Source organism: Novispirillum itersonii subsp. itersonii ATCC 12639, assembly GCF_000381985.1.
Classification (GTDB): domain Bacteria; phylum Pseudomonadota; class Alphaproteobacteria; order Rhodospirillales; family Rhodospirillaceae; genus Novispirillum; species Novispirillum itersonii.
Genome location: NZ_KB907337.1, coordinates 183,273 through 196,970, shown reverse-complemented (window position 1 = coordinate 196,970; position 13,698 = coordinate 183,273). Strand labels below are relative to the sequence as shown.

General features: G+C 61.4%; 11 protein-coding genes. 3 read left to right on the top strand and 8 right to left on the bottom strand.

Translation table 11 applies throughout. From position 1 onward, the window contains the following. Positions 1–8: 8 nt before the first annotated feature. The 3 genes from G365_RS0100910 (at position 9) to G365_RS0100900 (ending at position 4,029) form a co-directional block, all read left to right on the top strand. On the top strand, positions 9–1,181 hold the full coding sequence (locus G365_RS0100910; RefSeq protein WP_019643615.1) for a M20 aminoacylase family protein: 1,173 nt from the start codon (positions 9–11) through the stop codon (positions 1,179–1,181). Then, a complete protein-coding gene (locus G365_RS0100905; RefSeq protein WP_019643614.1) occupies positions 1,178–2,158 on the top strand; it encodes a 2-hydroxyacid dehydrogenase in 981 nt (326 codons plus the stop codon). The genes G365_RS0100910 and G365_RS0100905 overlap by 4 nt, the downstream gene beginning before the upstream one ends. A gap of 149 nt (positions 2,159–2,307) precedes the next feature. After that, the gene (locus tag G365_RS0100900; protein WP_019643613.1) at positions 2,308–4,029 is read left to right on the top strand and encodes an EAL domain-containing protein; all 1,722 of its coding nucleotides are present in this window, start codon (positions 2,308–2,310) and stop codon (positions 4,027–4,029) included. A 26-nt stretch (positions 4,030–4,055) separates the two neighbouring features. Here the strand turns inward: G365_RS0100900 and G365_RS19780 are convergent, their stop codons facing one another. The 8 genes from G365_RS19780 to nuoL all read right to left on the bottom strand — a co-directional run bounded on the left by G365_RS19780 (position 4,056) and on the right by nuoL (position 13,692). Next, entirely contained in the window at positions 4,056–4,505 is a 450-nt protein-coding gene (locus tag G365_RS19780) for a hypothetical protein (protein WP_019643612.1), read from the bottom strand. A 425-nt stretch (positions 4,506–4,930) separates the two neighbouring features. Beyond that, a complete protein-coding gene (mce, locus tag G365_RS0100890; protein WP_019643611.1) occupies positions 4,931–5,335 on the bottom strand; it encodes a methylmalonyl-CoA epimerase in 405 nt (134 codons plus the stop codon). 112 nt (positions 5,336–5,447) lie between these two features. Then, complete coding sequence (locus G365_RS0100885) at positions 5,448–7,130, bottom strand: ribonuclease J (protein ID WP_019643610.1); 1,683 nt, start codon at positions 7,128–7,130, stop codon at positions 5,448–5,450. Beyond that, positions 7,127–7,900, bottom strand: coding sequence for a type III pantothenate kinase (locus G365_RS0100880; protein ID WP_019643609.1), 774 nt, complete (start codon positions 7,898–7,900; stop codon positions 7,127–7,129). Before G365_RS0100880 ends, G365_RS0100885 begins: the two co-directional genes overlap by 4 nt. A gap of 96 nt (positions 7,901–7,996) precedes the next feature. After that, a complete protein-coding gene (locus tag G365_RS0100875) occupies positions 7,997–8,710 on the bottom strand; it encodes a biotin--[acetyl-CoA-carboxylase] ligase (RefSeq protein ID WP_019643608.1) in 714 nt (237 codons plus the stop codon). 61 nt (positions 8,711–8,771) lie between these two features. Beyond that, complete coding sequence (nuoN, locus tag G365_RS0100870; protein WP_019643607.1) at positions 8,772–10,208, bottom strand: NADH-quinone oxidoreductase subunit NuoN; 1,437 nt, start codon at positions 10,206–10,208, stop codon at positions 8,772–8,774. Between the two features lie 31 nt (positions 10,209–10,239). Next, positions 10,240–11,754, bottom strand: a complete 1,515-nt coding sequence (locus tag G365_RS0100865) for an NADH-quinone oxidoreductase subunit M (protein WP_019643606.1) — start codon at positions 11,752–11,754, stop codon at positions 10,240–10,242. Between the two features lie 6 nt (positions 11,755–11,760). After that, entirely contained in the window at positions 11,761–13,692 is a 1,932-nt protein-coding gene (gene nuoL / locus G365_RS0100860; protein ID WP_019643605.1) for an NADH-quinone oxidoreductase subunit L, read from the bottom strand. Positions 13,693–13,698: the final 6 nt, after the last annotated feature.

The window sequence follows — 13,698 nt, the reverse complement described above, 5'->3', positions numbered from 1 at the left end:
CGGAACCCATGGCCGTTATCAACCGCATTGCCGCCTTCAGCCCGGAGATGGAAGCGTGGCGTCACGACATCCATCAGCACCCCGAGCTGGCCTACGAGGAACACCGGACCGCTGCGCGGGTTGCTGCCCTGCTGCGGGAATTCGGGGTTGATGAGGTGACCGAAGGGGTCGGCGGTACGGGGGTGGTCGGGGTGATCCGCAACGGCGATGGGCCGTCCATCGCCCTGCGGGCCGATATGGACGCCCTGCCGATCGAGGAAATGGCCGAAGACCGTACCTATAAATCGGTCCACGCCGGTAAGATGCACGCCTGCGGCCACGATGGCCACACCGCCATGCTGCTGGGGGCGGCCCGCTATCTGTGCGAAGCGCGGCCCTTCCGGGGGCAGGTGGTGCTGGTGTTCCAGCCCGCTGAGGAAGGCCGGGCCGGGGCCAAGGCGATGATCGACGATGGCCTGTTCACCCGCTGGCCGGTCGAGGCCATCTACGGCATGCACAATATGCCGGGCATTGATGCCGGGGCGTTTGCCGTTGCCCCCGGCCCGGTGATGGCCGCCGCCGACCGCTTCACCATCACCGTCACCGGTCATGGCGGCCACGCCGCCGCCCCGCATCTGGTGCGTGACCCCATCGTCGCCGGCACGGCGCTGGTGACGGCCCTGCAGACCATTGCGTCGCGGAATACCAAACCGACGGATACGCTGGTGGTTTCCGTCACCCAGTTTCATGCCGGAGACACCGGCAATGTCATCCCCGACAGTGCATGGCTTGCCGGGACCGTCCGCCACTTTGACAGCACCGTCGGGCAGGCAACGGAACAGCGGATGCGCGCCATCGCTGCCGGGATCGCCGCCACCTATAACGTTGACGTCGATGTGCAGTATATCACCGGCTATCCGCCGACCGTAAACTGGGACGGCCCGGCCGCACTGGTCCGCGAGGCCGCCGTCGATGTGTTCGGGCCGGAACAGGTGCAGGTGCAGGCCCCGGCGATGTTTGCCGAAGACTTCAGCTATTATCTGCAACAGGTGCCGGGCTGCTATGCCTATATCGGTAACGGCCACGGTGGGCCACACGGATGCAGCGGCCTGCACAATCCGTTCTATGACTTCAACGACGCCATCCTGCCCGGCGGAGCCAGCCTGTTCGTGCGGGTGGTCGAGAGAGCATTGCCGAAATGACAGCAGCACAGCCCGCCCGGCCGGTTATTGTTTTAAGCCGCCGCCTGCCCCCGGCGACAGAAGCAGAGCTGACCGGTCAGTACACCGTTATCACCAATACCGATGACACCCCCCTGCCCGCAGCCGAACTGGTCAGCCGCTGCGACCGGAACCGGGCGGTGGCGCTGGTGGTGACGCCGACAGACCGCCTGAGTGCGGAGACGATCAGCACCCTGCCGGACAGCCTGCGGCTGATCGCCACCTTCTCTGTCGGGTACGACCATATCGATATTGCCGCCGCGAAAGCCCGGGGGCTGACCGTCACCAACACCCCCGGCGTTCTGACAGATGCCACCGCCGACATTGCTCTGCTGCTGATCCTTGGTGCCGCCCGCCGCGCATCGGAAGGAGAACGCGAAATCCGCAGCGCCAGCTGGACCGGCTGGCGCCCCACCCACATGATGGGCACCCATCTGGGGGGCAGGCGGCTTGGCATCCTCGGCATGGGGCGGATCGGGCAGGCTGTGGCCGTCAGGGCCCGCGCCTTTGGCATGGAAATCCATTACCACAACCGCAGCCGCCTTCCCCCGGATCAGGAACAGGGGGCCGTTTTCCATCCGACCGCCGATAGCCTGCTCACAGTCTCCGATGTGCTGTCCCTGCATTGCCCGGCGACGGCGGAAACCACCGGCTTTCTGGATCGCGACCGGATTGAGCGCCTGCCACCGGGGGCTATCGTGGTCAATACCGCCCGTGGGGCCGTGGTCAACGATGCCGATCTGATCACCGCACTTCGCAGCGGCCGCCTCGCCGCTGCCGGGCTGGACGTGTTCGCCGGGGAGCCGGACCTGCACCCGGACTACCGGGGGCTGTCCAACACCTTCCTCCTGCCCCATCTGGGCAGCGCCACGGTGGAAACCCGCGTGGCGATGGGCGCCTGCGTTATTGATAGTATACAATCAGATCTCTCGGGCAGATCCCCGACGAACGCTTTATAACTCAGCCATCCCGCTTAGGCGGTGTAGGCCATACGGATCATTGCTTATCCATCTTTCCCACCGCTATCGTGCAGACTGTTTTGTGCGTTTGAATAACCCGGTGTATTATCGGGGTAATGAGTGCGATCCGCGTGGGGATGACAAGCAGTATGGCGCAGCCGATCGATCAGGTGACCCGTCTGAGAGAACAGAGGGACCGTTTCATCGCTTTTGCCTTCGCCGGGGCAGAAGTGCTGATGGAACTCGATTCCGAATACCGGATCACCTATTCCGCAGGCACCGCCGAACATCTCCTCGGGGTCAGCAGCGACAGACTGGTCGGGCTGCAGATCGACGCTCTGGTTGCCCCCGGCGACCGTGTGACCCTTCAGGAACTGATGCGGCGGATCCAGAATGCCGGGCGCATGGAGCGCACCCGCCTGCACTTCCTGCGTAAAAACGAGCCCTTCCGCGGCATCCTCAGCGGGATCACGTTCCCCGAACGGCCCGGCACCACATTCCTCACCCTCAGCCGGGCCCAGCGGGGCGACTACACCGGCCGCGACGGTGGCGGCACCAAGGGCGATCAGGCCCCGACCACCATTCCCGAACCAATCCCCCAGAACGGGGACGAATTCGCCCGTCTGGCCGCGCGGCGGCTGGAAGATGCTGAGCGGTTCGGTGAAGATGTGCGGATGACCTTGATCGACTTCGACGAGAACTCGATCAAAGACCGCCTCGACCCTGAAGCCGTTGAACAGTTTATCGAAGGCGTGGAATCCTATCTGCGCGCCTGGTCGGTGGGCGGCAACTCCGTCGGCGTGCTGGAAAACGGTAAATACGGGGTCATTCACGACAAAAACCTGCAGCCGGAACAGGTGACCTCCCGCATTTCTGAGATTGCCTCGCTGTTTGACCCTGCGGGAGAAGGGATTCAGGTCAACGCCTCAACGCTTGATCTCAGTGCTGACAGCCTGACGGCGGAAGATATTTCCAAGGCGCTGGTCTACACGATCAACCGCTTTGTCGAGGAAGGGGGCGAAGATTTCGCCATCCGTTCGATCAAAGACAGCTATACCGAAGCCATCAACGAAACGCTGACCAAGGTCAACGCCTTCCGGCAGACCCTGACCTCTGACAATTTTGTGCTGGTGTTGCAGCCGATCATCGACCTGAAGGCGTGGGGCGTCCATCATTACGAGGCACTGGCCCGTATGGTGCAGGGCGACAAACTGTTCCTGCCGGCCCGCTTTATCGGCTTCGCCGAAGAGTTCGGCGTGGTCAACGAATTTGACCTGATGGTGGTGCGCAAATCCATCTTCATGCTGAAAGAAAGCCGGAAGCTGCAGCCACGGGCATCGGTTGCCGTCAATCTGTCCGGTAAATCCCTCAGTAATGACGGCTTTGTACAGCAGCTTTTGCTGATGCTGGCAGAAAACCGCGATGTGCTGCCCCGCCTGATGTTTGAGGTGACAGAATCGTCAGAACTGAAGGATCTGGAAGCCGCAAACCGCATTCTGCAGAAACTGCGCTCCTTCGGCTGTAAGATCTCGATTGACGATTTCGGGGCCGGGGCTGCCGCTTTTCAGTATCTGAAGGCACTGCAGGTTGACTTTGTAAAGATCGACGGCAGCTATATCCGCGATGCCTTCAACACCCGCTACGGCATCCCTTTCCTGAAAGCAATGGCACAGCTGGCCACCGATATGGGCATCCAGAGCATCGGTGAAATGGTTGAAGATGCCCGTACCATGTGGCTGCTGAATGATGTCGGGGTCCAGTTCGGGCAAGGGTATTTCTTCGGCCGTCCGATGCCTGACGTGTTCAACTTCCGTCTGGCTCCGCTGCCGGACCGCAGCGGGCTGGAACGGACACTGGTCAGCCGCTACTGATCAAAGGGGGCTACGGCCCCCTTCCCTTACCGGAACCCAGCCCGGCGGCAGGCATCGTTGATCTGCTGCTGCTCGCTGTTGGTCAGCGGCGCACCATCCAGATACACCTGCCCATTGCGCAGCGTGACTTCCCCCAGCGGCACCTCACTGCCAAACTTGGTGCCACCGGCCCCCAGCCCCATGCGCTTGGCCAGATCGACGGTAATCGGGATGCGGATCACCTCCAGCATCTTCCGGCCCGCAGCCGGATCAAGGCTGCCCCCCGGCCCGTCCGCCGGGACCACGGCCCGGCCATTGACGTCAACACCGGGCTTATACTCAACATCCGCACTGGTGCTGCCGACAGTGACCTTCCGGCAGGCTGACGGGTTGATACCGACATAGTTTTCCGCTGCCGGAGCGGGAAGAGAGAACAGCAGCGGCAGACCGATGCCGGTTGCGATGGCTGCTGCGTGCCAAAAAGCCTGTATCCGCATGATCTGTTCCTAGGGCTGCGTCACTGCCAACCCACCCATGATAGCCCCGGACACCCGAAAAGCCTACCCCGCCCATTTTGTGATCAATCTGGTCATAAAAAAGTCACTCTTTTTTCTTAGCCATGCATTTTTCGCGTGACAAGAATACGCTTCCTGCATATCTTCTCTCTACCAGCAGGGGCCGAAACAGATGGCCGGGCTTGACGAACCAAACAATTCGTCGCCCCCGTCTCCGGCAGCCCGAGTTTAGGGAGGAATGCCGCATAAGCGGCGGGTCTGGAGACAGGCCACCGGTCAAAGACCGGGTGCAGCGAAAATCGCGCACAGAAAAGGCGGAGCCTGCGGGTTCCGCCTTTTTTTCATGCCGCGCAAAGGGCTATCAACAAAAAACCCCCGAAGCGGTTGCTGCGGGGGTTTTGTCAGCCTCAGGCCTGTTCCAGCTCAACCAGGGTTCCGTTGAAGTCCTTCGGATGAAGGAACAGAACCGGCTTGTCATGGGCACCAATCTTCGGCTCGCCATCCCCCAGAACCCGCATCCCTTCCGCCTTCAGCTTATCGCGGGCGGCATAGATATCGGCGACTTCGTAGCAGACATGGTGGATGCCGCCACTGGCGTTCTTGGCGAGAAAACCGGCGATCGGGCTGTTTTCTCCCAGCGGATGGAGCAGTTCGATCTTCGTGTTATCCAGCTCGACAAACACCACGGTCACACCGTGAGCAGTCTGCGGAACCGGGGCGGAAACCTTGGCCCCCAGCACATCGCGATAGGTGGCGGTGGCAGCGTCCAGATCCGGTACCGCGATGGCAACGTGATTCAGGCGTCCGATCATCTTTCTTATCCTCTCCAGTAATCTCAGATCGTTTTCATCCGACGGATCCCGGTTGGTCCGGGTGCTTTTTATAAAAGTGGGGCCGGGATTTCTCCCGGCCCAAAGTCACAGATTACAGCCGGACCAGATGCACATCGGTCACCGGCTTACGGCCCTGATCAAGGTGCAGCACCTTGCGCAGCGCCCGACGGGCGGCTTCCTGTACAGCACCGTCATCGGTCTTCTCACGACGGTCAAGACGCTCCACCGCATCCCGCACCGCGCGGACCAGAGTATCGCTGCCGCCTTCCTCGTCATCGTCCGGGGTGAACAGGCCGTGGGTGGTCACCAGCGGGTCTGCCACCAGACGGGTGCCATCCAGCACCAGCGTCACCACCGCCGCACCGTTTGTCACCATCTTACGGCGATCCTTCAGCACCGGGCTATCCATCGGCACAATGCGGTCGCCGTCAACAGTCAGCCGACCGACCGGGGCCGAAGCAATCACCTTCGGGCCAGCGGGGGCCAGCTGCAGCACGTCGCCGTTGTCGATCACCGCAGCCTCCGACACGCCCTTATTCAGGGCAAAATCGGCATGAACCTGCAGATGGCGGCGTTCGCCATGGACCGGGATCACCATCTGCGGACGCAACAGGCTGTAAAGCTCCGCCACTTCTTCCTGCCCCGGATGACCGGAGACGTGAATGAAGGCATCGCGGTCAGTCACCACCTCAACGCCTTCACGCACCAGCTGGTTATGCAGACGGAAGATGGCGCGTTCATTACCCGGAATCACGCGGGAGGAAAACAGGCAGACATCGCCCTTCCCCAGCTTGACATAGGGGTGGTGCCCCCAGGCGATACGGGTCATCGCCGCCCGCGGCTCCCCCTGACTGCCCGTGCAGATATACAGCACTTCGCGGTCCGGCAGCCGGTCTGCCTGCTCGGCTTCCAGAAGGCGGCCGACATCCTGCAGATAGCCGCACTCACGGGCGACATCAACGATCCGCCACAGAGAGCGCCCGACCAGACAGACCTGACGGCCATTGGCCCGGGCCGCACCGATCACCGTTTCCAGACGCGCCACGTTGGACGCAAAGCAGGACACCGCCACCTTGCCGCCATACTGGCCGATGACCTCGGTCAGGCTGCGCCGGACCTCCCCTTCAGACCCGGAGTGGCCCGGATTCATGATGTTGGTGCTGTCGCTGATGACCGCCAGCACCCCTTCATCCCCCAGCTCCCGCAGGCGCTTGGTATCGGCGTCGGGGCCGACCAGCGGCTCCGGGTCCAGCTTCCAGTCGCCGGTATGGTAGACATTGCCATGCGGGGTGCGGATCATCAGGCCGTTCGGCTCGGGGATCGAGTGGGTCAGCGAGACAAATTCCACCTCGAACGGATCAAGGGAAATCTTGCCCCCCAGCGGCACCACATGCACCGGCACCTCTCTGTCGATGCCTTCTTCCTTCAGCTTCAGCTTCAGAAATTCGGCCGCAAAGGGGGTGGCGTAGACCGGGCACCGCAGGTCAGGCCACATGTAAGCCACCGCGCCGATATGGTCTTCGTGCGCATGGGTGATGACGATACCGACCAGATCGTCAGCCTGCTCTTCCAGAAACAGGTGATCCGCCATCACCACATCGACACCGGGGATCAGATCGTCACCGAAGCTGACCCCCATATCCACCGCCAGCCACTTGCCGTTGCAGCCGTAGACGTTGAGGTTCATACCGATTTCGCCGGTGCCGCCCAGGGGGAGGAACACCAGACCATCTTTCGGGGCCCGCCGGATCTGCGGGAGGGTTTTGTCGCTCATGCTGCCTTATTTCTTCGGTAAATCTCGACCAGGCCCCGAAGGGTCAGATCCTGATCAAGGTGATGAATGGCCTCTGTGGCCTCGATAAACAGGGGGGCGAGTCCGCCGGTGGCGATGATCGTCATCGGGGCGCCGAATTCTTCCGATATGCGTTTGACCAGCCCGTCGATCAAGCCGACGTAACCCCAGTAAATCCCGGAGCGCATGGCCGGTACGGTGGATTTGCCGATAACCTGCGCCGGGCGGCCGACTGCCACCCGCGGCAACTGGGCAGCCGCCATGTGCAGCGCCTCCAGTGACAGGTTGATACCGGGGCAAATACAGCCACCGTGATAGTTTCCCTCTCCATCCACCACATCGAACGTGGTGGCAGTGCCAAAATCAATGACAATCAGCGGGCCGTTGTACTTAACGTGGGCGGCGACAGCGTTAACCAGCCGGTCAGCCCCCACTTCCTCCGGACGGTCCATGATGATCTGCAGCCCCAGATCCACCGTCGGCTCACCGATGACCAGCGGCTCGGTATCAAAATAGCGGCGGCACAGGGTCTTCAGGGTAAACAGGTTCGCCGGAACCACCGAGGCAATGATGGCGGCGTCGATATCTTCGCGCTTCAGGTTAATGAACTGCATCAGCTGCGACAGCCAGACGCCGTATTCGTCGGCAGTCCGGTCAGACCGGGTCGAAGACCGCCATTCGCCACGCAGCTCATCACCATCATACACGGCAAACACCGTATTGGTGTTACCGGAATCAATCACCAGAAGCATTTCTGACTCCGCTCTCTCGTCCGGTTCACCGGCCGTTGCTGTTTCCTCCGGGGGCTTTTCAGGATGACCCAACCCCTCTGTTCTCCGCGCAGCCTGTCAGCCTGACGATGGCCCGAAAAAGACATCGGCAGCCATGATACGGCTGCGCCCCATGTTGCTTTGCAACACAAGCGCCCCATCGGCGTCAAGGTCAACGAACTCTCCCTGCTGTTCTGTACCGTCATGCAGCCGGGCAATCACCGTCTGCCCCCGCCCCTGTGCCACCTCCAGCCATGCCGCCCGGATCGGGGCGAAACCGGCATCGCGCCACAGGCCGACACAGGCCGCCATATGGCGGCACAGCGCGGCGGCCAAAGTTTCCGGGGAGACAGCCGCCCCTTCCTGCCGCAGGTTGGTCGCCGCATACAGGGCCTGCCCGGGGGGAGGCGACCACGCCAGATTAACCCCAATGCCGACAATGACATATGGGTCATCACTTTCCAGCAGAATACCGGATACCTTCGCACCGTTGATCAGCAGATCGTTCGGCCATTTGCACCGAATCGGCACGTGCGGCGCCACTTCCCGCAGTGCATCAGACAGGGCCACCGCTGCCACAAAGGACAACTGGGCTGCCGTCGCCAGACCGCCGGGGCGGCTGTCCAGCCGCAGCGAAAGATACAGGTTGCCTTCCGGGCTCGACCATTCCCGCCCGCGTCGCCCGCGCCCGCTGGTCTGACGGGCTGCCATCACGGCCAGCCCCTCCCCCGGGTCGCTGTCGCGGCGGCGGCGCAGTTCCTGATTGGTGGAATCGGTTTCCTGCAAAAGCACAAGGCGCCACCCATTGGGCAGCGCCTCGCGGCTTACACGCTCATTCGCCGTGTCCAAGGGATCAGCCCGGGAACAGGACCTGAGCCGCCGTCTGCGCCGAGTTAATCAGCGCCGCCGGCCACAGCCAGAACAGCAGGGTGACGGCAGAGGTCCCCCACAGGATAACCGTGTTGGCAGTCGCCGGACGGTCGAAGCTATCCACCGGCTCATCGAAGTACATGATCTTGATGACGCGGATGTAATAGAACGCCGACACCACCGAGGTCAGAACACCGATGATTGCCAGACCGAACATCCCGGCCTTCACCGCCGCCATAAACACGTACAGCTTGGAGAAGAACCCGGCGAGCGGCGGAATACCGGCCATCGAGAACATGAAAATGGTCAGCGCGGCGGCCAGACCCGGCGAGGTCCGCGACAGGCCGGCGAGATCAGAGATACCTTCAACCGCACGGCCCTTCTGACGCATCGACAGCACGACGGCAAAGGCACCGACGTTCATGAACACGTACAGGGCAAGGTAGACCAGCGCGCCACGCACGCCTTCCGGCGAGGCAACGGTCAGGCCGACCAGCACATAACCCATGTGACCGATGGACGAATACGCCAGCAGACGCTTGATGTTGGTCTGGTTGATCGCACCGAAGGCACCGATGGCCATCGACAGGATCGAGATCAGCCATACCACCTGCTGCCACGCGCCGACCAGATCAGAGAACGGACCGGCCAGAAGGCGGATGAACAGGGCAATCGCCGCCACCTTAGGGGCAATGGCGAAGAACGCGGTGACCGGGGTCGGGGCGCCTTCGTACACATCAGGGGTCCACATATGGAACGGCGCGGCAGAAACCTTGAACGCCATACCGGACAGCATGAACACCAGACCGACCATCACACCGGTAGAGGGGTGATGCGACAGCACTTCCGCCAGTTTATCAAAGCTGGTGGTGCCGGTGAAACCGTAGACCAGCGACATACCGTACAGCAGCAGACCGGAGGCAACCGAGCCCAGAATGAAATACTTCAGACCGGATTCGGTGGACTTCAGATTATCGCGCTTGAACGCGGCAAGAACGTAAGCCGCCAGCCCCTGCAGTTCCAGACCGAGGTACAGGCTCATCAGGTTATTGGCGGAGATCATCATCAGCATGCCAAGGGTGGCGAAGATAACGATGACGGAATACTCAAACTTCTTCACCTGTTCCTGAGCCAGCCACGACAGCGACAGGATCAGGGTCAGGGCCGAGGCCCCCAGCGTCGCCAGCTTGGCGAACACGGCGAAACCATCGGTGATGAACAGGCCGTTGAACAGGGTGACCGGCCCTTTCGAGCCAGTCAGCACCAGACCGGCAGCAGCCACCAGCGCGGCGACGGCCAGCCAGCCGACCTGCGCGGTCGCGTCGGTCTTGCGGAACACACCCAGCATCAGCAGGACAATCCCCGCCCCTGCCAGGAACAACTCGGGAGCAGCAGCACCCAGGTTTGCGATCACAGTCATTGTGTCTATACCTTCTTCTGCCTGCCCGTCGTCAGTTCGCGGCAACCGAACCGCCGTTGGCGGCCGCCAGCGCGGACTGATAGTTCTCGATCAGGTGAACGACCGACGCATGCATCGGATCAAGGAACGAGGACGGATAAATCCCCATCCACAGCACCATCAGGATCAGCGGAACAAACATCGCGATTTCGCGCGGGCTCATATCCAGCAGTGCCTTCAGGTCTTCCTTGTCCAGCTTGCCGAAGCAGATGCGGCGGTACAGCAGCAGCGCATAGGTCGCGCCCAGGATCAGACCGGTGGCGGCAAACAGGCCAACCCAGGTGCTGGTCTGGAACGCCCCCAGCAGGACCATGAATTCCCCGACGAACCCGGCGGTACCCGGCAGGCCGACGGAGGCCATGGTGAAGAACAGGAAGATGGTGGCGTACTTCGGCATGGTGTTGGACAGGCCGCCGTACCGGGCGATTTCACGGGTGTGCAGGCGGTCATAGACCACACCGACGCACAGGAACAGCGCACCGGACACCACCCCGTGGGACAGCATCTGGAAGATCGCACCTTCGATGGCCTGCTGGTTAAGGGCAAACACACCGATGGTCACAAAACCCATGTGGGCAACAGAGGAATAGGCGATCAGCTTCTTCATATCATCCTGCACCAGCGCGACCAGCGAGGTGTAGATGACGGCGATGATGGACAGAGTAAACACCATCGGGGCGAAGAATTCAGTCGCTTCCGGCAGCATCGGGATGGAGAAACGGATGAAGCCGTAGCCCCCCATCTTCAGCAGCACACCGGCCAGAATGACCGAACCGGCGGTCGGGGCTTCCACGTGGGCATCCGGCAGCCAGGTATGAACCGGCCACATCGGCACCTTCACCGCGAAGGAAGCAAACATCGCCAGCCACAGCCACAGCTGCATTTCATACGGGAAACGGGTCTGCATCAGGGTCGGGATGTCAGTGGTACCGGCGACATACAACATCGCCAGCAGAGCAACCAGCATCAGCACCGAACCGAACAGGGTATAGAGGAAGAACTTGAACGCGGCGTAGACACGGCGCGGACCGCCCCACACCCCGATGATGATAAACATCGGGATCAGGACCGCTTCGAAGAAGATATAGAAAATCACATAGTCCAGCGCGCAGAACATGCCGACCATAAAGGTCTCAAGGACCAGAAAGGCCAGCATATATTCCTTCACGCGCTTTTCCACCGCGCCCCAGGTCGACAGAATGCAGATCGGGGTCAGGAAGGTGGACAGCAGGACGAAGAACAGCGAAATGCCGTCAATGCCCATGTGATAGTTGATGCCCCAGTCGGGCAGCCACTGCACTTTTTCAACAAACTGGAAGTCAGCCGTGGCGGGGTTGAACCCCTGCCACAGAGCCAACGACAGCAGAAAAGTGGCCAAAGAGGTCAGCAGGGCCACGTTGCGGGCATTGCGCGCAACCACGGCCTCATCACCACGGACGAACAGAATGAACGCCGCGCCGACCAGAGGAAGAAAGGTGACGAGTGACAGCAAGGGAAGGTCGGTCATCGGTGCTTATCCTGCCTTTGACATCAGGAACCAGGTCACAAACACCGCAACACCAAGGATCATGGCGAAGGTGTAGTGATACAGGTAGCCGGACTGGGCCCGCGACACGCGACGCGCGATGTCACGGGTGGCGGCGGCAATCCCGTCGGGGCCGACGCCATCGATCAGCGCACCATCCCCGCCCTTCCAGAAGTGGCGGCCCAGAACGAACGCCGGACGCACGAAAATGCGGTCATACAGTTCGTCAAAGTACCACTTGTTGAGCAGGAACAGATAAACCGGACGGAACACGCGGGCGATAACACCCGGGATGCCCGGAGCAAACAGATACAGCACGTAGGCCAGAGCAATCCCGCCGACGCTCATGTACAGCGGCAGCAGCTTCACCCAGGACGGAACATGATGGGCGTGGGCAACAGAGTCGGTGGCGTCGAGAACCTTGATCGCCTCGCCCCAGAACGCCTCACGGCCTTCACCGACGAACAGATCATAGCCGACATAGCCGGAGAACAGGGCCCCGACAGCCAGAACCAGCAGCGGGATCAGCATGACCGGCGGGCTTTCATGGATGTGGCCCATCACATGCTCATTCGCACGCGGCTTACCATGGAAAGTCAGGATCAGCAGACGCCAGGAATAGAACGCGGTCATACCGGCGGCAGCGATGCCGAGGACGAAAGCGTACATACCCGGGCCGGAGTGCGCGGCATAAGCCGCTTCCAGGATCATGTCCTTGGAGTAATAACCGGCGAAGAACGGGATACCGGCCAGAGCCAGCGAACCGACCCACATCATGGTATAGGTGACCGGAATGTGCTTCCAGATCCCGCCCATCTTGCGGATGTCCTGCTCGTCAGACATGGCGTGAATGACAGAACCGGCACCGAGGAACAGCAGCGCCTTAAAGAAGGCGTGAGTCATCAGGTGGAACACGGCGGCCTGATAGGCATGCACACCGATGGCGAAGAACATGTAGCCCAGCTGCGAGCAGGTGGAATACGCGATCACGCGCTTAATGTCGTTCTGGGTGCAGCCGACGGTGGCAGCGAAGAACGCGGTGGTGGCACCGACAACGGCGACAACGGCCAGCGCGTCCGGGGCATATTCATACAGCGGCGACATGCGGCTGACCATGAACACACCGGCGGTCACCATGGTGGCGGCGTGAATGAGGGCAGACACCGGGGTCGGGCCTTCCATCGCATCCGGCAGCCAGGTGTGCAGGCCAAGCTGCGCCGACTTCCCCATCGCACCGACGAACAGCAGCAGACCGATGATGGTCAGGGCATGCGCCTGAATGCCGAAGAAGGTAACAGTGGCGTCAGCATATTCCGGAACTGCGGCGAAGATTTCCTTGAATTCGACGGAGCCGAACAGGAAATACACCCCGAAAATCCCCAGCGCGAAGCCGAAGTCACCGACACGGTTGACCACGAAGGCCTTGATGGCGGCGGCGTTGGCCGACGGCTTTTCGTACCAGAAGCCGATCAGCAGGTAGGACGCGAGACCCACGCCTTCCCAGCCGAAGAACAGCTGCACGAGGTTGTCGGAGGTCACCAGCATAAGCATCATGAAGGTGAACAGAGACAGGTAAGCCATGAAGCGCGGCACCGACTTGTCATGGTGCATATAGCCCCACGAATAGAGGTGCACCATCGACGACACCGAAGTGACCACCACCAGCATGACGGCGGTCAGGGTATCGACATGGACGGACCAGGACACCTGCAGATCCCCGGAGGAGATCCACTTGAAAAGCTGAATGGTCTGCGGCTGACCGTTCAGGCCAACCTCGATGAAAATCATGATCGACATGGCGGCAGATGCCATGACTGAGCCGGTGGTCACCAGCTGCGCCCCGCGGTCCCCCAGAATGTGGCGGAAGAACCCGGCGATCATCGCCGCCAGAAGCGGCAGGAAGATTGCTGCGACGTACATTGCGTG